General features: G+C 63.8%; 19 protein-coding genes. 11 read left to right on the top strand and 8 right to left on the bottom strand.

What is annotated here, in order from left to right; genetic code table 11:
• Nucleotides 1–12: 12 nt before the first annotated feature.
• The 5 genes from HOP03_16295 to rpmJ form a co-directional block, all read right to left on the bottom strand.
• The gene (locus HOP03_16295) at nucleotides 13–1260 is read right to left on the bottom strand and encodes a TraB/GumN family protein (protein NOT89717.1); all 1248 of its coding nucleotides are present in this window, start codon (nucleotides 1258–1260) and stop codon (nucleotides 13–15) included.
• 76 nt (nucleotides 1261–1336) lie between these two features.
• Nucleotides 1337–2239, bottom strand: a complete 903-nt coding sequence (locus HOP03_16300; GenBank protein ID NOT89718.1) for a carbon-nitrogen hydrolase — start codon at nucleotides 2237–2239, stop codon at nucleotides 1337–1339.
• Nucleotides 2236–3273, bottom strand: a complete 1038-nt coding sequence (locus HOP03_16305; protein ID NOT89719.1) for an agmatine deiminase family protein — start codon at nucleotides 3271–3273, stop codon at nucleotides 2236–2238. Before HOP03_16305 ends, HOP03_16300 begins: the two co-directional genes overlap by 4 nt.
• A 2-nt stretch (nucleotides 3274–3275) precedes the next feature.
• The gene (locus tag HOP03_16310) at nucleotides 3276–3605 is read right to left on the bottom strand and encodes a hypothetical protein (GenBank protein NOT89720.1); all 330 of its coding nucleotides are present in this window, start codon (nucleotides 3603–3605) and stop codon (nucleotides 3276–3278) included.
• A 200-nt stretch (nucleotides 3606–3805) separates the two neighbouring features.
• A complete protein-coding gene (rpmJ, locus tag HOP03_16315) occupies nucleotides 3806–3931 on the bottom strand; it encodes a 50S ribosomal protein L36 (GenBank protein NOT89721.1) in 126 nt (41 codons plus the stop codon).
• A gap of 175 nt (nucleotides 3932–4106) precedes the next feature.
• Here rpmJ and HOP03_16320 point away from each other — a divergent pair, with 175 nt between their 5' ends.
• From HOP03_16320 to galU, 8 genes are all read left to right on the top strand, one after another.
• Nucleotides 4107–4808 carry a (d)CMP kinase gene (locus HOP03_16320; GenBank protein NOT89722.1) on the top strand — a complete coding sequence of 234 codons (702 nt, stop codon included), beginning with the start codon at nucleotides 4107–4109 and terminating at the stop codon, nucleotides 4806–4808.
• Nucleotides 4809–4999: 191 nt separating this feature from the next.
• Nucleotides 5000–6730 (top strand): 30S ribosomal protein S1, encoded by a 1731-nt coding sequence (rpsA, locus tag HOP03_16325; GenBank protein NOT89723.1) that lies wholly within the window; start codon nucleotides 5000–5002, stop codon nucleotides 6728–6730.
• Between the two features lie 87 nt (nucleotides 6731–6817).
• Nucleotides 6818–7120 (top strand): integration host factor subunit beta, encoded by a 303-nt coding sequence (locus HOP03_16330; protein NOT89724.1) that lies wholly within the window; start codon nucleotides 6818–6820, stop codon nucleotides 7118–7120.
• A gap of 35 nt (nucleotides 7121–7155) precedes the next feature.
• Nucleotides 7156–7584, top strand: a complete 429-nt coding sequence (locus HOP03_16335) for a DUF1049 domain-containing protein (GenBank protein NOT89725.1) — start codon at nucleotides 7156–7158, stop codon at nucleotides 7582–7584.
• Nucleotide 7585: 1 nt separating this feature from the next.
• The gene (lapB, locus tag HOP03_16340) at nucleotides 7586–8764 is read left to right on the top strand and encodes a lipopolysaccharide assembly protein LapB (protein ID NOT89726.1); all 1179 of its coding nucleotides are present in this window, start codon (nucleotides 7586–7588) and stop codon (nucleotides 8762–8764) included.
• Nucleotides 8765–9781 carry a glycosyltransferase family 4 protein gene (locus tag HOP03_16345; protein ID NOT89727.1) on the top strand — a complete coding sequence of 339 codons (1017 nt, stop codon included), beginning with the start codon at nucleotides 8765–8767 and terminating at the stop codon, nucleotides 9779–9781.
• Nucleotides 9778–11691: a polysaccharide biosynthesis protein gene (locus tag HOP03_16350; GenBank protein NOT89728.1), complete on the top strand. Its 1914-nt coding sequence runs from the start codon at nucleotides 9778–9780 to the stop codon at nucleotides 11689–11691. The genes HOP03_16345 and HOP03_16350 overlap by 4 nt, the downstream gene beginning before the upstream one ends.
• Nucleotides 11691–12605, top strand: coding sequence for a UTP--glucose-1-phosphate uridylyltransferase GalU (galU, locus tag HOP03_16355; protein NOT89729.1), 915 nt, complete (start codon nucleotides 11691–11693; stop codon nucleotides 12603–12605). The genes HOP03_16350 and galU overlap by 1 nt, the downstream gene beginning before the upstream one ends.
• A 188-nt stretch (nucleotides 12606–12793) precedes the next feature.
• Here the strand turns inward: galU and HOP03_16360 are convergent, their stop codons facing one another.
• The 3 genes from HOP03_16360 to HOP03_16370 all read right to left on the bottom strand — a co-directional run bounded on the left by HOP03_16360 (nucleotide 12794) and on the right by HOP03_16370 (nucleotide 17157).
• Nucleotides 12794–13999: an acetyl-CoA C-acyltransferase gene (locus tag HOP03_16360; protein ID NOT89730.1), complete on the bottom strand. Its 1206-nt coding sequence runs from the start codon at nucleotides 13997–13999 to the stop codon at nucleotides 12794–12796.
• Between the two features lie 90 nt (nucleotides 14000–14089).
• Nucleotides 14090–16462, bottom strand: a complete 2373-nt coding sequence (locus HOP03_16365) for a 3-hydroxyacyl-CoA dehydrogenase/enoyl-CoA hydratase family protein (GenBank protein NOT89731.1) — start codon at nucleotides 16460–16462, stop codon at nucleotides 14090–14092.
• Nucleotides 16463–16527: 65 nt separating this feature from the next.
• Nucleotides 16528–17157, bottom strand: a complete 630-nt coding sequence (locus HOP03_16370) for a TetR/AcrR family transcriptional regulator (GenBank protein ID NOT89732.1) — start codon at nucleotides 17155–17157, stop codon at nucleotides 16528–16530.
• Nucleotides 17158–17418: 261 nt separating this feature from the next.
• Between HOP03_16370 and ndk the strand changes: the two genes are divergently transcribed.
• From ndk to HOP03_16385, 3 genes are all read left to right on the top strand, one after another.
• Complete coding sequence (gene ndk, locus HOP03_16375) at nucleotides 17419–17844, top strand: nucleoside-diphosphate kinase (GenBank protein NOT89733.1); 426 nt, start codon at nucleotides 17419–17421, stop codon at nucleotides 17842–17844.
• A gap of 4 nt (nucleotides 17845–17848) precedes the next feature.
• Nucleotides 17849–19030, top strand: a complete 1182-nt coding sequence (gene rlmN / locus HOP03_16380; protein ID NOT89734.1) for a 23S rRNA (adenine(2503)-C(2))-methyltransferase RlmN — start codon at nucleotides 17849–17851, stop codon at nucleotides 19028–19030.
• 87 nt (nucleotides 19031–19117) lie between these two features.
• Nucleotides 19118–19957 (top strand): helix-turn-helix domain-containing protein, encoded by an 840-nt coding sequence (locus tag HOP03_16385; protein ID NOT89735.1) that lies wholly within the window; start codon nucleotides 19118–19120, stop codon nucleotides 19955–19957.
• Nucleotides 19958–19969 lie beyond the last annotated feature (12 nt).

Raw genomic sequence — 19969 nt, forward strand, 5'->3', positions numbered from 1 at the left:
TCGCGGGTTGTTTCAAGACATCAACTTGCCGAGGATTCTTGCGCCACCGATCCAGATGCCGGCCATGCTTCCGAAGTTGGTGAGCAGGAAGTTCAGCAGCGTGCGCGAGACCCGGTTGCGATACCAGCCGCGCAGGGTCTGCACATCGTCGCGCAATCCCAGGAAGTCGGCATAGGTGGGTTTGCGGATGCGGGCTTCGACCAGCGCGCTGAAGGTGCCGGTGGGCACGCCCATGCGAAAGGGCTTGAGCGGTGCCAGCAGGGCGGCGGTCAGGATGCTGAGCGGATGTCCGCCCGCGATCAGGCAACCCAGCGCCGCGAGCGAGGACGTGAACATCACCCACTGTTTCAGCAGTTCGGCGCCCATCTCGAAACCGCCGTGCCAGAAACCGAAGCCGATGCCGCCCACGATCAGGCAGGTCAACGCGATCTTGAACCACGGGATCCTGCTCTTTTTGTGCACGTACTCGAGGCCCGTGCGGATCGATCCGGGCGACTCGGTGTCTTCACGCAGATGCTTGGCCAGCCCCTGCAGATGTCCGGCACCGACCACCGCCAGCACTTCACGGCCGCTGTCCTGCGTCTGTATTTCGCGCAGACGCGCGGCCATGTAGGCATCGCGTTCGGCGATGACGGTGTCGTAGAGCGCCGGACTGTCGGCGGCGAATTCGCTGAAGCTCGCCTCCAGCATGTCGCCTTCCTTTAAGCCTTCGATCTGTTCGTCCGAGACTTCCTCGTTGCCGAACAGCGAGGCCATCAGCCCGACGGAGACTTTCGCGCGCCCCCACCAGCCCAGGCGCTGCATCGCGCGCCTGAAGGTCAAACCGACATCGCGATCGATCAATTCCAGCGCCAGCCCGCGTTCCCGCGCGTCGAGCACAGCGGCCTTGAGTTCGGCGCCGGGCTCGATGCCCAACTGTTCCGCGAGTCGCCGCTGGTAGGCGGCCAGCGCGAGATTCGCGGCGAATACCGCGGTCTTGCCTTCGCGCAGCACTTTCACCAGGTCAAGTTTCGCGAGCGCATCGGGATCGGTCAGCGCCTGTGCGCGCTGTGGGTCGAGTTCAACCGCGATGGTGTCGTAGTCGCCGGTTGCGATCGCCGCCCGCACCACGTCGACGCTGGTTTTCGATACGTGAGCCGTGCCCAGAAGGGTGTAGCGGATGCCGTCGCGCTCGACGATCGCATGGGGTTGACCATGGAGTGGGCCAACGTCGACGGGATCCTCTGCGGCGGGGGAAACGTCGGTGGTGTGGTCGCTCATCGTCATCCGGATGTGGGGAGGAAAGAACCGGCGCTTCCGGCGCCGGGTGTGCCTGCGTTTCGAGCAACGACATCGATCAGTCGCGATAACGCTTCAGCAGATCGCCGTAGGCGTCGATACGGCGGTCGCGCAGGAACGGCCAGATCCGGCGCACGTGTTCGCTTCGGGCCATGTCGAGCTCGGCCATCAGGATCGTCGCTTCGGTACCGGCTTCGGCGAGGAACTCGCCCTGCGGGCCGAGGATATGGCTGCTGCCCCAGAAATCGATGCCGGCGGTGCCGAGTGGAGAAGGCTCATGACCGACGCGATTGCACGACAGTACCGGTATCCCGTTGGCGACCGCATGACCGCGATGGCTGAGGAGCCATGCATTGCGCTGGCGATCCTTTTCCGCCTGTTCGTCGCTGGGGTCCCAGCCGATGGCTGTTGGATACAGCAACAGTTCCGCGCCTGCGAGCGCCATGAGCCGCGCCGCTTCCGGATACCACTGGTCCCAGCACACGAGCACGCCAAGCCGGCCGACCGAGGTGTCGATCGGCGTGAAGCCGAGATCGCCGGGCGTGAAGTAGAACTTTTCGTAGAAGCCCGGATCGTCCGGGATATGCATCTTGCGGTACTTGCCGGCGGTGCTGCCGTCGGCGTCGAACACCACCGCGGTGTTGTGGTACAGCCCGGCGGCGCGGCGTTCGAACAGCGAACTCACCAGCACCACCCCATGGAGTTTCGCCAGCGCGGCAAGACGCTCGGTACTGGGGCCGGGAATCGTTTCGGCGAGATCGAATTCGTCGACGGACTCGTGCTGACAGAAGTACGCGCCGTTGTGCAGCTCCTGCAACAGCACGAGCTTCGCGCCGCGCTTCGCAGCTTCGCCGACGCGAGCCTCGATCGCCGACAGATTCGCCTCGGCGTTGCCATCGCCCTGATCGATGACCGCCTGTTCCTGGATCAGTGCGACCGGCACATGGGTGCGCTTGCTCATGCGATGAGCCCCTCGGGTAATTGCATGGTCAGGCAATGCAGACTGCCGTTCTGCCAGATCAGCGGCCGGCAGGGCACCGGCACGATCGCACGACCGGGGAAGGCTTCGGCCATCGCTTCCTGCGCGCGCGCATCCGCGACATCGCCGTAGGACGGGATGAGTACCGCAGCGTTGATGATCAGGAAATTGGCGTAACTCGCGGCCAAGCGACGCCCCTCGTCGAAGACGGGTTTCGGCCAGGGCAGTGCGAACAATCGATACGGCGTGCCGTCGCGCGTGCGCAGCGAGGCCAGCTCGGCGGCCATCGCCTGCAGCTCGGGGTAATGGGTGTCGGTGACATCATCGCAAGCCTGGTAGACGATGACGTCCTCCGCAGCGAAGCGGGCGAGGGTGTCGATATGCGCGTCGGTGTCGTCGCCTTCCAGATAGCCGTGGTCGAGCCAAAGCACACGGTCCTGGGCGAGCCAGCCGGACAATCGCGTGGTCAACGCTTCGCGCGAAGCATCCGGATGACGTTCGTGCAGGCAGCGCCAGGTCGTGAGCAGGGTGCCGGCGCCGTCGGTTTCGATGGCGCCGCCTTCGAGCGCGAAGTCGATCTCATGACGTTGCGCATCGGCGAAGACGCCTTGCGAGACCAGCGCTTCGATCAAACGATCGTCGCGGCCGGCTTCGAATTTGCCGCCCCAGCCGGTGAAGCGGAAATCGAGCAACCGGAAGGATCGGGATTCGCTCGAACGCAAAGTCACCGGCCCCGAGTCGCGCAGCCAGGTATCGTCGTATTCGACGGTGATGAATCGCACGCGATTCATATCGACGCGCGCCGAGCGCAGTCGGGCCTCGGCGTAAATCTGCAGGTCATCGTCGGCGATGCAGATCACCGCCGTCTGGAATGCGGTAATCGCCGCAACGAGGGCGATATAGGTTTCCTCGACATCGACCAGACGCAGGGCCCAGTCGGTGCCGTCGTGAGGCCAAGCGATCAATACTGCGGATTGTGGTTCCCATTCCGCAGGAAAACGATACGTTCCAATCATCGTCAGCGGATCGGCGGTTTCGGTCCGACTTCGTTGGCGCCGGCACGGATGGCGACGGCATCGATCACGCGATCCTTCTCGAAATAGACGACGAAGTTCGAATAGGTCCAGCGGTTGATCGTCGGCCACTTGCGGCTTTGACCGCCGCGTGGTGCGAGACGCTGTGCGGGCGCACCGAATTTGCGTTCGACATCGGCCATGCGCATGCCGCGTGCCGGGAGTGTCATGCCAGCCTCTCCGTTCACGCGCTCGATCAATAGCGTCTCGGCGAAAGCCTGTGGGGCGGCCACGAGCAGCGCGGCGGCGAGGATGGCAATGGAGAGATGGCGCATGGGGGAATCTCCTCAAGCGGAATGCGGATGGCATGCGGAGGCGGGCGCCCACGCGGTCCGGTCGATTGTAAGCGCATCGCCACGAAGCGCGCGATCATCCCGGGCCGGTGCCCAGACGCGACAAAGGCCGCGAGAAGCGGCCTTTGTCCGGAACTGCGATCGAGGCGCGATATCTCGACGCCTGATCGAAAACCGCTGGATCAGCGCTGACGCGCCTTGAAGCGGGGATTCGACTTGCAGATCACGAAGACCTTGCCACGGCGGCGGACGACTTTGCAGTCGCGGTGACGGGCCTTCGCCGACTTCAGGGAGGACAAGACCTTCATGTGGAACCTCGGCGATAACGCAGTTGGGTGAATGGGAATGACGCGAAAGGTGACGCAGCCGCCTATTCTGCCGACATTTCGCAGGTGATTCAAGTGGTTGCATCCGCAAGGCCCCGGTCGCAGGACAAGGGTGCCGGCTACAATGGCCGTCCCGCAACCTTCGCCGAGACCCGACATGCCCGATCCTGCCGTCCCGACGCCAAGTACGGACAACCGTGCTGTCGCTGTCCTGACCATCGATGGCCCGTCTGGATCCGGCAAGGGCACGATCAGCCGGCTGATCGCGTCCCGGTTGGGTTGGCACTACCTGGATTCGGGCGCTCTGTATCGCGGTGTCGGCGTCGCGGCCAGTTGGGCAGGTCTTGATCTCGCCGACCCGGCAGCCTTGGTCCGCTGTGCTTTCGATGCCCAGATCCGTTTCGAGGAAGCCGCCGACGGCGAGCTGCGGGTGATCGTGAACGGGGTCGACGCCACCGACGAACTGCGTACCGAAACCGCCGGTGCGGCGGCGTCGGCCATTGCCGCAGTGCCCGAAGTCCGGTCGGCATTGAAGGAGCGGCAGCGCGCATTTCGACGCCCGCCGGGACTGGTTGCCGACGGCCGCGATATGGGTACGGTGATCTTCCCCGATGCTGCCTTCAAGGTGTTTTTGACCGCCAGCCCCGATGAGCGGGCCGAAAGGCGCTATAAGCAGTTGAAAGACAAGGGGGTTTCCGTTATCTTCGACGACCTGCTGCGGGAAATCCTCGCCCGCGACGCCCGCGATGCCAATCGCGCGGTGGCGCCCTTGCGACCGGCCGACGACGCCGTTTGCATCGACACCACCGGCCTTGGCATCGACACGGTCGTCGAACGCGTGTTGGCACTCGTGACCTGACGCGCGGGGGTCGTTTCGGCGACCCGAACGAGAGGTTTCATGCGGCAGGCCCAAGGTCCGACGTATCCGGTGCGCACGCATCGGGCGGCGGTTTTTTCACTTCTCACTCTTACGGCCACAGGCAATCCCGCCCAGGCCCCTACGGGTGGACCGGTGCTCGACATGGCGTTCGGCGGATTCGTTCGACGCGCATGCGCTCCGGTCTATGTCATCTACAGAGCAATCAATCCATGACCGAATCATTCGCAGAACTGTTCGAACAGAGCGCGGCAGCCAATCTGTCCAAGCTCAAGCCCGGCTCCATCGTGATCGGCACCGTCGTCGATGTCCGCACCGACGTGGTGGTCATCAACGCCGGCCTCAAGTCCGAGGGCATTGTCCCGATCGAACAGTTCCGTAACGACGCCGGCGAGATCGACGTCGCAGTCGGCGACACCGTGAAGGTGGCGCTGGACTCCCTCGAAAACGGCTTCGGCGAAACCGTCCTCTCCCGCGACAAAGCCAAGCGCGCGATGGTGTGGGACGAGTTGGAAGAAGCGCTGGAAAAGAACGAAACCATCACCGGCCGCATCAGCGGCAAGGTCAAGGGCGGTTTCACCGTCGACATCAAGGATGTCCGCGCATTCCTGCCCGGCTCGCTGGTCGATGTGCGTCCGGTGCGCGACCCCGTGTATCTGGAAGGCAAGGAGCTCGAATTCAAGCTCATCAAGCTGGACCGCAAACGCAACAACGTGGTCGTTTCCCGGCGCGCCGTGGTCGAGAGCGAGCATTCGGAAGAGCGCGAGCAGTTGCTCGAGAAGCTGGTCGAGGGCGCCAAGCTCAAGGGCGTGGTCAAGAACCTCACCGATTACGGCGCGTTCGTGGACCTCGGCGGCATCGACGGCCTGCTGCACATCACCGACATGGCCTGGAAGCGCGTGCGCCATCCGTCCGAAGTGGTCGAAGTCGGCCAGGAACTCGAAGTCCGCGTGCTCAAGTACGATCGCGAGCGCAATCGCGTCAGCCTCGGCCTGAAGCAGCTGGGCGAGGATCCGTGGGACAACATCGCCCGCCGTTATCCGTCGAACATGCGCATGTTCGGCAAGGTCTCCAACGTCACCGATTACGGCGCGTTCGTCGAGATCGAGCCGGGCGTCGAAGGCCTGGTCCACGTGTCCGAAATGGATTGGACCAACAAGAACGTCAACCCGTCCAAGGTCGTGCAGGTCGGCGATGAAGTCGAAGTCATGATCCTCGACGTGGATGAAGAGCGTCGCCGCATTTCGCTGGGCATGAAGCAGTGCTCCTCGAATCCGTGGGAAACCTTCGCCGCGATCCACAAGAAGAACGACAAGGTGTCGGGCCAGATCAAGTCGATCACCGATTTCGGCATCTTCATCGGTCTGGATGGTGGCATCGACGGCCTGATCCACCTCTCGGATCTGAGCTGGAACACCACCGGCGAAGACGTGGTCCGCAACTTCAAGAAGGGCGACAACCTCGAAGCCGTCGTGCTCGCGGTCGATCCGGAGCGTGAGCGCATCAGCCTCGGCGTGAAGCAGCTTGAACAGGATCCGTTCGGCCAGTTCATGGCGACCAATCCGAAGGGTACGAAGATCACCGGTACGGTGAAGGAAGTCGACGCGAAGGGTGCCATGATCGATCTGGGCGACGGCATCGAAGGTTATGTCGGCGCGCGCGACATCAGCTACGACCGCGTCGACGACGCCAGCCAGCATCTGAAGGTCGGCGACAAGATCGAAGCCAAGCTGATCGGCATGGACCGCAAGGGTCGCACCCTGCAGTTGTCGATCAAGGCGAAGGACGAAGCCGAGACCCAGGAAGCGATGGCCGAGTACAACAAGGTCTCCTCCGATGCCGCGAGCGGCACCACCAAGCTCGGCGCTTTGTTGCGCGAGCAGTTGGACAGCCGGTCCGAGTAATCCGCACCATGGTCTGCGGCGGCCCGGATCGAACCGGGTCGCCGCCGTACCTGTCTCCTGCGGCCCTTTGAAGGATTGCGAACGCCCATGACCAAGTCCGAACTGATCGAGATCCTGTCCCAGCGTCAGAGTCATCTGAAAGCCGACGACGTCGATCTTGCGGTCAAGTCGCTGCTGGAAATGATGGGTAGCTCGCTGGCCGAAGGCGAGCGGATCGAAATCCGCGGCTTCGGCAGCTTTTCCCTGCATTACCGCCCACCCCGCACGGGCCGCAACCCGAAGACGGGAGATGCCGTGGCGCTGCCCGGCAAGCACGTGCCGCATTTCAAGCCCGGCAAAGAGTTGCGTGACCGGGTCAGCGGCGTCATCCCACTGCCGTCGGAAGATTGATCCCGACCAGGCAGTGATGCGGTTCGAGGCCTGCCATGGCCTTCTTCGGGCGCCGATCCGGGATGCTGCCGGCTTCCGTTGGCTTCGATCCATCGTCATCGATCGTCTGGCGGCATACACTGGCGGCGTTTCAATTGCGATTTCCGTCCCACTTCGGCGAGCCCCCGCATCCCATGCGTCCATTGCGCGCACTAGCTGCTTTCCTGTTCCTGATCGCTGGGGTCGTTCTGGGTGCCTTGAATCCGACGCCGGTGATGGTCGATCTGGGTCTGGTCCACCTGCGTGCCGGGCTGGGCGTGATTCTGCTGTGCGCGCTGCTGGTGGGCGTCCTGGTGGGCGGCCTGGCGATGACCGCATCGGTGGTCCTGCCGTTGCGCCGGGAATTGCGGCGCAGGCGGAAGACCGAACCGGAGCGCGGCCAGACGGACGCGTCGACACCCGATTTCTCCTCACCGGAGCCCTGAGATGGCCTTTGTCTCCGAATGGTTCTGGTTCTTTCTGCTGATTCCGCTGGCAGCGGTGATCGGATGGGTGATCGGTCGACGCGGTGGTGAACGCCATAGCGACCATCAGGTCAGCAGGCTTTCGACCACCTACTTTCGCGGCCTCAATTACCTGCTCAACGAACAGCCCGACAAGGCGATCGAACTGTTCCTGCATGTCGCCGAACTGGACAAGGACACATTCGAGACTCAAGTCGCGCTTGGGCATCTGTTCCGCCGCCGTGGCGAAGTCGATCGCGCCATTCGCCTCCACCAGGGGCTGGTCCAGCGGCCCGATCTGAACGATCAGCAGAAAGTGCAGGCTTTGCTCGCACTGGGCGAGGACTACATGCGATCCGGGCTGCTCGATCGCGCCGAAACCGTGTTCAGCGATCTCGCCAAGCTCGACGACCGCGCGCCGCAGGCACTGCGTCATCTGATCGACATCTATCAAGCCGAGCGCGATTGGCAGCAGGCGATCGACAAGGCATCGCGCTTCGAAGCGGTGACCGGCGAGTCGATGGGCAAGTTGATCGCGCAGTTCGAGTGCGAACTGGCCGAACGCCATCGCGCCGCCGGCGACAGCGATCAGGCGCGTGCGGCGATCGCGCGCGCCTATGCCGCCGATTCGAATGCCGTCCGTGCCGGCATGCTCGAAGGCAGGATCGAGTACGACGCCGCACATTATCCGGCGGCTATCCGTGCTTACGAGCGCGCCGCCCGTCACGATCCGGATTACCTGCCCGATATCCTGCCATCGCTGTCGGTCTGCTATGAGCGCGTCGGCGATCCCACTGGCGCACGCAACTTCTTCACCGAAATGTGCGAGCACTACCGTGGCATCGCGCCGGTGCTGGCGTTGACACGACTGGTCGAAACGGGGGAGGGCATACATGCGGCCCGCGACTATCTGGCGTTGCAGCTGAAGGAACGTCCTTCTGTGCGGGGCGAGGCGGCATTGATCGACCTGAGTCTTGCCGACCACACCGACCCCATCGCAACCCTGCACGATCTCAAGCATGTCACCGAACAACTGCTGGTCCGCAATCCCAGCTATCGGTGCAAGAGTTGCGGTTTCGGGGCCCGGAGTCATCACTGGCAATGCCCGAGCTGCAAAGCGTGGGGCACGGTGAAGCCGTTGCTCAACTACGCCGTGGTCTGAATGGATCCGTTGTCGGCGGGTTTGATCGGCTGGTGCGCGCTGTTCGCGGCCATCGGTGCTGCGGGCACATGGATGGCACGTGCCTACGCCCTGCAGCGGCAGTTGGTCGATCAACCCGGCGAGCGTCGCAGTCATCGCGTCGCAACCCCTCGCGGCGGCGGCATCGCGATCGCGCTGGCGTTCCTGATCGCATTGGTGGCCATGATCCTGAGGGAGCCACGCGAGATCGTTCTGTTGGCATGCGCCGGTTTCGGCCTGCTGCTGGTCGCGGGCATTGGTTGGATGGACGACCATCGTCCGCTGTCGCCGTGGCTGCGGCTCACCGTGCATGCGGTTGCTGCGGGTTGGTTGGGTGTCGGCTTCTATCTGTCTGGTGCCAGCGGTGCTGTCGCGATCACGACATTCGCATCGGCACTGGTCTTGGTGAATATCTGGAATTTCATGGACGGCATCGATGGCCTCGCAGCGACGCAGGCGGTGCTGGCCGCTGCGGCCTTCGTTTTCCTGACAGGCAGTTTGCTTGCGATTCATCTCGGGTTGGCGTTGATCGCGTCAACCTTGGCGTTCCTGCCGTTCAATTTTCCCCGGGCCAGTATTTTTCTTGGGGATGTGGGCAGCGGGGCGTTGGGCTTTGCGTTGGCGCTGATGTTGGGAATGTCTCTGGATGCCATGCCGCTTCAGGCCTGGCCGCTGGTTTTCCTCCCACTGAGTGCGTTCCTGCTCGATGCCGGCCTCACCTTGTCCATGCGGATGTTGCGTGGAGAACGCTGGTGGATGCCGCACGTCGAACATGCGTATCAGCGCTGGGCACGCTGCACCGGCCGTCATCCGCCGGTGACAGCGGGATACGCGGTTTGGACGTTGCTGATGTGTGTGGGCATGGTGCTGCTCTGGAAAAGAAATCCGAGAGGGATGGAGATGGTGGTTCTGGTGTGTCTGGCGATCGGATGTGGGTTCTGGTACGGATTGCGTCGTTACGCGACCGCGGATGACGTGAACAGGGAGACAGGCGCATGAGCAGCATGAAAGATCGCCTTGCCGGCGCATGGCCGCGGACCGCGATTGTCCTGCACGATCTGTGCATGGTCGCGCTGTGCTGGACGGGACTGGTGCAGTTCCGTTACGCGATGCAGGGTGCCGCCGTCCTGCCTTCGGTATGGTCCACCGAAATGCTGCTGGTATTGGTGGCGCAAGGCCTGGTGTTCTGGCAGGTCGGTCTGTACCGCGGCGTGTGGCGGTTCGCCAGCGTCCCTGATCTCGTGAATATCCTCAAAGCGAGCATGTTCGGCCTGCTCGCCATTCTGTTGGTGCTTTTCATCTACAACCGGCTGGGCCAGGCGCCGCGCTCGGTGCTGGTGATGTATCCGCTCGTGTTGACGCTCATGCTGGGCGCACCTCGCCTGTTGTATCGCTCATGGAAAGACCATGGACGGATCAACAGCGACAAGTCGGCAGTGCGGGTTCTGATTCTTGGTGCGGGACAAGCGGGCGAAGCCCTGGTTCGCGATCTGCGCCGCACCGGCGCCTACCAGCCGGTAGGCTTTCTCGACGATGCGAGCAAATTGCGCGGCAGTCATCTGCACGGGGTCCCGGTGTTGGGCCGGATCGACGATCTGATCCATATCGCCCCGGAAACCGCAGCGAAACTGCTGGTGATCGCGATGCCTTCGGTCGATGCGGAACGCATGCGCCGGGTGATCGAAGCCTGCGAACGTACCGGGCTGCCGTTCCGGATGGTGCCGCGTCTCAATGACATTCTCGAAGGACGTTCGCTGCCCGGCGAGCTCAAGGAAGTCGCGATCGAGGACCTGCTCGGCCGCGATCCGGTGGTGCCCGACTGGAAAGCGATGCGCGACTGGCTCGGCGGGCGCAGTGTGCTGGTCACGGGCGCGGGTGGCTCGATCGGCTCCGAACTCTGTCGCCAGTGCGCCCGACATGGCGCCAGCAAGATCGCATTGGTGGAGATCGACGAGCTCGCGTTGACCACGACCCAGATGCGGCTGCGACGCGATTTTCCGGGCATCGAACTGGCGCAGGTGCTGGGCGACTGCGGCGACCCTGCGGTCATGCGCCACGCGCTGGATCTGGTGAAGCCCGACGCAGTCTTCCATGCCGCCGCATATAAACAGGTGCCCTTGCTCGAGGCGCAATTGCGGGAGGCGGTACGCAACAACGTGCTGGCGACCGAAACGGTTGCTCGCGAGAGTGCCGCGGCAGGCGTCGGCACGTTCGTACTGATTTCCACCGACAAGGCCGTCGATCCGGTCAACGTGCTCGGCGCAACCAAGCGTCTGGCGGAGATGTTGTGCCAGTCGCTGGCGGACCCGAGGTCGACCCGGTTCGTCACCGTGCGTTTCGGCAATGTGCTCGATTCCGCCGGAAGCGTGGTGCCGCTGTTCCGCGAGCAGATCCGCAGCGGCGGCCCGGTGACGGTGACCGATGCCGAGGTCACGCGATTCTTCATGACCATTCCCGAAGCCTGCCAGTTGATCCTGCAGGCCTCCGCGATCGGCTCGCAGCAGGCGATCTACACGCTCGACATGGGCGAGCCTGTGTCGATCCGTTTGCTCGCCGAACAGATGATCCGTCTGGCCGGCAAACAGCCGGGGCGCGACATCGCGATCGTCTACACGGGTCTGCGCCCGGGCGAAAAACTGCACGAGACCCTGTTCCATGCGGACGAGCGCTATCGTCCGACCTCGCATCCGAAAATCCTGCAGGCGGCGCCCCGGCAGGTGCCTGTCGACGTCATTGCCGCGTCGCTCGTACGCATGCGCGAAGCGAGCATCCGCTACGATCTGGACGCGCTGGCGACCATGCTGCGCGAGGCGGTGCCCGAGTTCGTGCCCGCAGCGGCGGGCGGCGATACCCATGCGCACGCAGCGACGGTGGTAGCATTTCCGGCCCGTAACGCGCGTAGAACCTGATGTCTTCGAACAGTTCCGCTCCCCGTATCCGCAAGGCGGTTTTCCCGGTTGCCGGGCTCGGTACGCGTTTCCTGCCGGCGACCAAGACGGTGCCGAAGGAAATGCTGCCGATCGTCGACAAACCGTTGATCCAGTACGCGGTGGACGAGGCGGTCGAGGCCGGTTGCGACACCCTGATCTTCGTGACCAACCGCTACAAGCATGCGGTCGCGGATTATTTCGACAAGGCGTACGAGCTCGAACAGAAGCTGGAAAAATCAGGCAAATACGAACAGCTCGATCTGATCCGGAATATCCTGCCGCCGCATGTGCGCGCGGTATTCGTGACCCAGGCCGAAGCCCTCGGGCTGGGGCATGCGGTGCTCTGCGCCAAGGCCATCGTCGGCGACGAACCTTTCGCGGTGCTGCTGCCGGACGACCTGATCTGGAACCGTGGCGACGGCGCGTTGAAACAGATGGCGGATGCGGCCGAAGCCACTGGCGCCAGTGTGATCGCGGTCCAGGACGTGCCGCGCGAACAGACCGGCAGCTACGGTATCGTCGCGACCGACGCGTTCTCGGGACGTTCGGCACGGATCCGCGCCATCGTCGAAAAGCCCAGGCCCGAGGTGGCGCCGAGCAATCTTGCCGTGGTCGGCCGGTATGTCCTCGACGGCCGGATCTTCGACCTGCTCGAACGGACAACGCCCGGTGCAGGCGGCGAGATCCAGCTGACCGACGCGATCGCAACTCTGCTCGCCGAGAAGCCCGTGCATGCCTACCGGTTCCAGGGCACGCGCTTCGACTGCGGCACCCATCTCGGGCTCATCGAAGCGACGATCCGCTATGCACTGGATCACGAGACGCTCAGCGACGCCGCTCGCGGCATGATGAAGAACGCACTCAGCGAACTCGGTGTGGTCGATCTCGACTGAACCGGTTGATGCCGTCGCGGTGTCCGCCCAATTGGCGGCTGTTGCCGCTTCCGACATGGCCTTCAACGCATTGATTCGACGCACGCGTTCGGCCAAACGTGCGCTAACGCCTGCATCGGTCGTAAAAAAGAAACGGGGCGCGTGATCGCACCCCGTTCTGAATCGCGGAAACGTGGCCGGGCGCAGGATCAGAGCGCTTCAAAGATCCCTGCCGCGCCCATGCCGGTGCCGATGCACATCGTCACCATGCCGTATTTCTGCTGGCGGCGACGCATGCCGTGCACGATCGTCGCGGTGCGGATCGCACCGGTCGCGCCGAGCGGGTGTCCCAGTGCGATCGCGCCGCCGAGCGGATTGACCTTGCCCGGGTCGAGCTCGCAGGTGCGGATGACCGCCAGTGCCTGCGCAGCGAAGGCTTCGTTGAGCTCGATCCAGTCCAACTGATCCTTGCTCAGACCCGCCTGCTTGAGCGCTTTCGGAATCGCGGCGATCGGGCCGATGCCCATCACTTCCGGGCGCACGCCCGCGACCGAGAAGCTGACGAAACGGGCCAGCGGGGTAAGGCCGTAGTCCTTGATCGCCTGTTCCGAAGCCAACAACACCGCGCCGGCGCCGTCGCTCATCTGCGAACTGTTGCCGGCGGTGACCGTGCCGCCGAACTGGCCATTGCGGAACACCGGCTTGAGCTTGGTCAGGCCTTCGATCGACGAATCCGGTCGCGGGCCTTCATCGTTTTCGATCAGCGCCTTCTTCAGGTGCACGGCATTGCCGGCGAGATCCGGGATACGCGAGACCACTTCGTACGGCGATATTTCGCTGCGGAACTCACCGGCCTGGATTGCGGCCATGGCCTTCTGGTGCGAGGCGAGGGCGAAGGCGTCCTGGTCTTCGCGCGAGACCTTCCACTCCTCGGCGACCTTCTCGGCGGTGATGCCCATGCCATAGGCGATGGCGATGTGATCGTTGTCGAACACGCTCGGCGCCATCGCGATCTTGTTGCCCATCATCGGTACCATCGACATCGATTCGGTGCCGCCGGCGAGCATCAGGTCGGCGTTGCCGAGGCGGATCTGGTCGGCAGCCATCGCCACCGCCTGCAGGCCCGACGAGCAGAAACGGTTGATGGTCTGCGCAGCGATGGTGTTCGGCAGGCCGGCCAACAGCAGGCCGATACGCGCCACGTTCATGCCTTGCTCGCCCTCGGGCATCGCGCAGCCGATGATGGCGTCGTCGATGCGGGCAAGGTCGATGCTTGGCGCCTGGGCGACGACGCTGCGCAGCACGTGCGCCAGCATGTCGTCGGGACGGGTGTTGCGGAAAACGCCTTTGGGAGCCTTGCCGACCGGCGTGCGGGTGGCGGCGACGATGTAGGCGTCCTGGATTTGCTTGCTCATGGATTGACTCCGGATTCGAGATTCGTGTTGAAAGGATTCGGCGGAGATCCGGGCTGCATGTCTGCGAGCCCGGATCGTCTACTTCGAATCTCAGTTCCTCAAAGGTTTGCCTGTTTCAAGCATGTGCTTGATCCGGGCCTGGGTCTTCGGCATCTGCGCCAATGCGACGAAATGCTCGCGTTCCAGGCGGATCAGCCACTCTTCGTCCACCAGCGCGCCACGATCCACGTTGCCGCCGCACATCACCGTGGCGATGCGGGTGGCGATTTCGGCGTCGTGCGGCGAAATGAAGCGGCCTTCCAGCATGTTCGCCAGCATCATCTTGAAGGTGGCGATACCGACATCACCTGCGACCTGGATACGGCGTGCGGGCATCGGCGGTCGGTAGCCGGATTCGGCCAACGAAAGCGCCTGCTGTTTGGCGATATGCAGCAGTTCGTAGGCATTGAAGGCGACCACGTCGTCCTTGCGCAGCAGGCCCATTTCCTTCGCTTCGACCGCCGAGGCCGACACCTTGGCCATCGCCACATTCTCGAACAGCGGCTTGAGTTGGGCGAACACGTCGCCGCCCGGCCCCGCCGCCTGCGAAGCGCGGACCGCGAACTCCTTCAGACCGCCACCGGCCGGCAGCAGACCGACGCCGGCTTCCACCAGGCCGATATAGCTTTCGAGATGGGCTACGGTACGGGCGGTATGCATCTGGAACTCGCAGCCGCCGCCAAGGGCGAGGCCGCGCACCGCGCCGATCACCGGCACCAGCGAATACTTGATCCGCTGGCTGGTGGCCTGGAAGTTGGCGACCATCGCCTCGAAGCCTTTCACGTCGCCGGCCTGGAGCAGACCGAGCGCGCCGGAGAGATCGGCACCGGCCGAGAACGGCTCTTTCGGCTGCCAGATCACCATGCCGCGGAAATCGCGTTCGGCGATCGCGATGGCTTCCTGCAGGCCGTTGAGCACATGGTCGTTGACCGTGTGCATCTTGGTCTTGAACGAGGCCACGGCCACGCCGTCGCCGTCGTGCCACAGGCGCACGCCGTCGTTTTCGTACACGGTTTCGCCGGGCGCGAAGCGCTCGCCCAGCAGCGGATCGGGGAAACGCTGGCGCTTGTACACCGCCAGTGCCGAACGCGGCAGATTGGCCGATTTCGCCGGGCTGAAGCTGCCGTCGGCGGCATGCACGCCATCGCGGCCGTCCAGCACCCATGCCGGGAGCGGGGCGTCACTCATCGCCTTGCCGGCAGCGATGTCATCGGCGATCCACTGCGCCACCTGCTTCCAGCCGGCGGCCTGCCAGGTCTCGAACGGACCGAGCGCCCAGCCGTAGCCCCAGCGGATGGCCAGATCCACGTCGCGCGCGGTGTCGGCGATATCGGCCAAATGGTAGGCGCTGTAGTGGAACAAGTCGCGGAACATGGCCCACAGGAACTGCGCCTGCGGGTGCGCGCTCTCGCGCAATTTGGCGAACTTGTCCGCCGGGTTCTTGATCTTCAGGATTTCGACCACTTCAGGCGCCGCGCCGCGGTCCGAGGCGCGATAGTCCTGCTTTTCCAGATCGAGGACCACGATGTCCTTGCCGACTTTGCGGAAGATGCCGGCGCCGGTCTTCTGGCCCAGCGTGCCCTTCGAGATCAGCGCACCCAGCCAGGCGGGCGCGTTGAAGTATTTGTGCCACGGGTCGTCCGGCAGGGTGTCGGCCATCGTCTTGATGACGTGTGCCATGGTGTCCAGACCGACCACATCGGAGGTGCGGTAAGTCGCCGATTTCGGGCGACCGGCCAGCGGGCCGGTCAGGCCGTCGACTTCGTCGAAGCCGAGCTTGAACGCATGGGTGTGGTGGATCGTGGCCAGAATCGAGAACACGCCGATACGGTTGCCGATGAAATTCGGGGTGTCCTTGGCGTAGACCACGCCTTTGCCGAGCGTGGTGGTGAGGAAGGTTTCGAGACCTTCCAGCACCGCCGGCTCGGTGGTCCTGGCCGGAATGAGTTCCGCCAGATGCATGTAACGCGGCGGGTTGAAGAAGTGCACGCCGCAGAAACGATGACGAAGTTCTTCCGGAAGAACTTCCGACAACTTGTTGATTCCCAAGCCGGAAGTGTTGCTGGCGAGGATCGCGCTGGGGGAGACGAAGGGGGCGATCTTCTTGTACAGATCCTGCTTCCAGTCCATCCGCTCGGCGATCGCTTCGATGATCAGGTCACAGCCGCGCAGGTGCTCCAGCCCGGTGTCGTAGTTGCCCGGAGTGATCGCTTCGGCCAACGACTTGCTGGCCAGCGGCGCCGGCGAGAGCTTGCCGAGGTTGGCGAGAGCCTTGAGCACCACGCCGTTGGGGTCGCCTTCTTTCGCGGCGAGATCGAACAGCACCGTATCGACGCCGGCGTTGGTCAGGTGGGCGGCGATCTGCGCACCCATGACACCGGCCCCGAGGACCGCGGCACGCCGTACAAGCGGTTTCTGAGACATGTTCTATATCCTGTTGATTACGTTTGGGTTTTTAATGAAATAAAGCTGGACGAATGATGTGCCCGTCAGTTGATCTTGCCGGCCTTGAAACCTGCCGAAGCGAAGCGGATCAGTTCCTGTGCGGCGCGCTGGCGATGCGCGGTTTCGGCGACGCCGCTCGGGCGTTTGATCATGCCGAAGTCGGCCATGGCGTAGGTCAGGGACCCGGCCAGGAAGTCGAGTCGCCAGTACAACTCTTCCTTGCTCAGGCCGGGCATGCAGCCGGAAATGGCCTTGGCGAACTCGCGCAGCACGTGCCCGTACTGTTCCGACAGGAACCGGCGCAGGCCGTCGTTCTTCTCGGCGTAGGCGCGGGCGATCACGCGGATGAAAGCGCCGCCGCCGTGGCGGTCCTGCGCCATCGCCAATGCCGGTTCGACGAAAGCGGCGAGTATCGCGTCGAGGTCCGCCGGATCCGCCGCGACGGCCGACTGCAATTGCGACAGGCGCTGCGCACTCATTTCGTCCATGCGTCGGCGGAAGACCTCGTTGACGAGATTTTCCTTGCTGCCGAAGTGGTAGTTGACCGCTGCGATGTTGACGTCGGCCTGGCTGGTGACCTGGCGGAGCGATGTGCCGCCGAACCCGTATTGGGCGAAGAGGGTCTCCGCAGCGTCGAGGATCCTTTCCTTGGTCGAGAACTGGGCTTTGCTCATGGATCGGTCCGGGTCCGGGGAAGGGCATCGAAAGGCGATTCGCGGCGACTGGCTGAATCAAACGCTTGTTTGAGCCTACACCGAACCGGGCCGGGCTGCAAAACGTGACCGTCGACAAAGGTGCAAGGAGACCACGCGCCGGGTTAGAATCCTCTGCAGCCTAATCGGCTAAACCCGCGTCCACACGCGGGTTTTTCCTTCCCCTTCATGTTATCTTTCGGCCGCTCGACTGCAGCCGACTACTCCCCGGAGACTTTTCTCATGGCGCTGGAGCGCACCATTTCGATCATCAAACCCGATGCCGTCGCCAAGAACGTCATCGGTCAAATCTATTCGCGTTTCGAGCAGGCCGGTCTCACGGTCGTCGCCGCGAAGATGAAGCATCTCTCGCGCAAGGAAGCCGAAGGCTTCTACGCCGTGCATCGCGAACGCCCGTTCTTCAACGCGCTGGTCGAATTCATGACCTCGGGCCCGGTGATGATCCAGGTACTGGAAGGCGAGAACGCCGTGCTCAAGAATCGCGAGCTGATGGGCGCCACCAATCCGAAGGAAGCCGCCGCAGGCACGATCCGCGCCGACTTCGCTTCCTCGATCGACGCGAACGCCGTGCACGGTTCGGATTCGTTGGAAAACGCAGCGATCGAAACCGCGTATTTCTTCGCGGCGACGGAACTGTGCCCGCGTTGATGCCATGAACGAGGTCGCGCAAAAGCAGAATCTGCTCGACCTTGATCGCGAAGGTCTGGAGTGCTTCTTCGCCGACACGCTCGGCGAGAAGCGCTACCGCGCGCACCAGGTGATGAAGTGGATCCATCACCGGCATGTCACCGACTTCGTCGAGATGACCGATCTCGGCAAAGCGCTCCGCGCCAAGCTCGAAGCGCACGCTGAAGTGCGCGTGCCGCTGGTCCAGCTCGACAAGCCTTCCGAAGACGGCACCCACAAGTGGCTGCTCGGCATGGACGGCAAGAATGCGATCGAAACCGTTTACATTCCCGACAAGGGCCGCGGCACGCTGTGCGTGTCCTCGCAGGTCGGCTGCGGTCTGAACTGCCAGTTCTGCTCCACCGCGACCCAGGGCTTCAACCGCAATCTGTCGACCGCCGAAATCATCGGCCAGGTCTGGGTGGCCGCTCGCCACCTCGGCAACGTTCCGCACAAACAGCGCAAGCTCACCAATGTCGTGATGATGGGCATGGGCGAGCCGATGCTCAATTTCGACAACGTCGTGCGCGCCATGAGCGTGATGCGCGACGATCTGGGCTATGGCCTAGCCAACAAGCGCGTGACCCTGTCGACGGCCGGCGTGGTGCCGATGATCGATCGCCTCGCGGTGGAAAGCGACGTGTCGCTCGCGGTGTCGTTGCATGCGCCGAACAATGAACTGCGCAGCCAACTGGTGCCGCTCAACAGGAAATATCCGATCGAAGAACTGATGGACGCCTGCGTGCGCTACGCGCTGCGCAAGAAAGGCACCTCGATCACGTTCGAGTACACGCTGATGAAGGGCGTCAACGATCAGCCGCAGCAGGCGCGCGAACTGGTACGCCTGCTGCGCGCGTTCGACAACGCGGTGCAGATGAAGGACGCGGCGAAGGTCAACCTGATCCCGTTCAATCCGTTCCCCGGCACGCGTTTCGAGCGCCCGGACGAGACTGCGATCCGCGCGTTCCAGAAACAGCTCAACGACGCAGGCATGATCGCGCCGGTCCGCCGCACCCGCGGCGACGACATCGATGCGGCGTGCGGCCAGCTGAAAGGGCAGGTCGCCGATCGCACCCGGCGCCAAGCCGAATTCAACAAGACGCTCGAATCGCGCGGGGGGCGCGGCGCGGGCGGCAACGAACCGGGGACAGTCCATGCCGCTGCATGACCGGCTGCTCCTCATCCACCGATCCGACGCCTCGGTGGGCGTCGTATTCGCACCAGCAGGACGCTTTGCTTTGGGGAGCAGCACGCAATGACATCCTCCGAGACCGGCATGCCCGAGAGCGCTCGTGGCATCGGTGAACGTCTTCGCCAGACCCGCATCCGTGCCGGCCTGACGCCATCCGAGGTCGGGTCGCAGCTGAAAATGCCGACCTACGCCATCGAAGCCCTCGAACGCGAGGACTGGGCCCGTATCGGCGCGCCAGTCTTCATCCGGGGACAGTTGCGCAGCTACGCGCGCTTGCTGGGGCTTCCCGCGGACGCGATTGTCGAAAGTCTCTCGATGCCGATCGATGCCCCGGCCGAACTGGTCCCGCAGACCTACACGCCCAGAATGCATCTGGTCGCCGAGCAGACCAAGATGCGTCTGGTGTATGTGGTCCTGACCGCGGCGATCGCAGTGCCGGTGTGGCTGGCGACCCGTTCGCACCTCGACAGCGCCGTCGACACGGTGTCGCTCGATGCCGATGCGCCGCTTTCGTTGCCGCAGCAGGGGATGTCACCGAGCGCGACCACACCGCAGCAAGTCGATACCGCATCGGCTGCTCGGGCGGCACCTCTGGTCGCTTCGATCACGCCGCCGATGCCGCAACGCGCCGTGTCGAACGCGGATCTGTCGGTCACCTTCAGTGGCGAAAGCTGGGTCCGCGTCAGCGCGCCGGACGGCACCGTGATCGAGCAGACACTGGTCCAGCCCGGACAGCAGCGCGTGTTCAAACCCGGGCAGGTCGGCAAGGCGGTCCTCGGCAACGCCCAAGCCGTCTCCATGCAGTATCGCGGTCAAGCGATCGACCTGACGCCTTACATCCGAGCGAATGTGCTGCGCTTTACGGTATCCTCTGACGGCTCACTCCAGCCGGTCGATCGCTGAGGGGGCCCGGCA

Origin of the sequence: Lysobacter sp. (assembly GCA_013141175.1) — a bacterium.
Classification (GTDB): domain Bacteria; phylum Pseudomonadota; class Gammaproteobacteria; order Xanthomonadales; family Xanthomonadaceae; genus Lysobacter_I.

What these genes read in the sequence shown, in the direction of transcription:
- HOP03_16295 (NOT89717.1), bottom strand. Translation starts at nt 1,260, where the DNA reads ATGAGCGACCACACCACCGACGTTTCCCCCGCCGCAGAGGATCCCGTC.
- HOP03_16300 (NOT89718.1), bottom strand. Translation starts at nt 2,239, where the DNA reads ATGAGCAAGCGCACCCATGTGCCGGTCGCACTGATCCAGGAACAGGCG.
- HOP03_16305 (NOT89719.1), bottom strand. Translation starts at nt 3,273, where the DNA reads ATGATTGGAACGTATCGTTTTCCTGCGGAATGGGAACCACAATCCGCA.
- HOP03_16310 (NOT89720.1), bottom strand. Translation starts at nt 3,605, where the DNA reads ATGCGCCATCTCTCCATTGCCATCCTCGCCGCCGCGCTGCTCGTGGCC.
- rpmJ (NOT89721.1), bottom strand. Translation starts at nt 3,931, where the DNA reads ATGAAGGTCTTGTCCTCCCTGAAGTCGGCGAAGGCCCGTCACCGCGAC.
- HOP03_16320 (NOT89722.1), top strand. Translation starts at nt 4,107, where the DNA reads ATGCCCGATCCTGCCGTCCCGACGCCAAGTACGGACAACCGTGCTGTC.
- rpsA (NOT89723.1), top strand. Translation starts at nt 5,000, where the DNA reads ATGCGCTCCGGTCTATGTCATCTACAGAGCAATCAATCCATGACCGAA.
- HOP03_16330 (NOT89724.1), top strand. Translation starts at nt 6,818, where the DNA reads ATGACCAAGTCCGAACTGATCGAGATCCTGTCCCAGCGTCAGAGTCAT.
- HOP03_16335 (NOT89725.1), top strand. Translation starts at nt 7,156, where the DNA reads ATGGCCTTCTTCGGGCGCCGATCCGGGATGCTGCCGGCTTCCGTTGGC.
- lapB (NOT89726.1), top strand. Translation starts at nt 7,586, where the DNA reads ATGGCCTTTGTCTCCGAATGGTTCTGGTTCTTTCTGCTGATTCCGCTG.
- HOP03_16345 (NOT89727.1), top strand. Translation starts at nt 8,765, where the DNA reads ATGGATCCGTTGTCGGCGGGTTTGATCGGCTGGTGCGCGCTGTTCGCG.
- HOP03_16350 (NOT89728.1), top strand. Translation starts at nt 9,778, where the DNA reads ATGAGCAGCATGAAAGATCGCCTTGCCGGCGCATGGCCGCGGACCGCG.
- galU (NOT89729.1), top strand. Translation starts at nt 11,691, where the DNA reads ATGTCTTCGAACAGTTCCGCTCCCCGTATCCGCAAGGCGGTTTTCCCG.
- HOP03_16360 (NOT89730.1), bottom strand. Translation starts at nt 13,999, where the DNA reads ATGAGCAAGCAAATCCAGGACGCCTACATCGTCGCCGCCACCCGCACG.
- HOP03_16365 (NOT89731.1), bottom strand. Translation starts at nt 16,462, where the DNA reads ATGTCTCAGAAACCGCTTGTACGGCGTGCCGCGGTCCTCGGGGCCGGT.
- HOP03_16370 (NOT89732.1), bottom strand. Translation starts at nt 17,157, where the DNA reads ATGAGCAAAGCCCAGTTCTCGACCAAGGAAAGGATCCTCGACGCTGCG.
- ndk (NOT89733.1), top strand. Translation starts at nt 17,419, where the DNA reads ATGGCGCTGGAGCGCACCATTTCGATCATCAAACCCGATGCCGTCGCC.
- rlmN (NOT89734.1), top strand. Translation starts at nt 17,849, where the DNA reads ATGAACGAGGTCGCGCAAAAGCAGAATCTGCTCGACCTTGATCGCGAA.
- HOP03_16385 (NOT89735.1), top strand. Translation starts at nt 19,118, where the DNA reads ATGACATCCTCCGAGACCGGCATGCCCGAGAGCGCTCGTGGCATCGGT.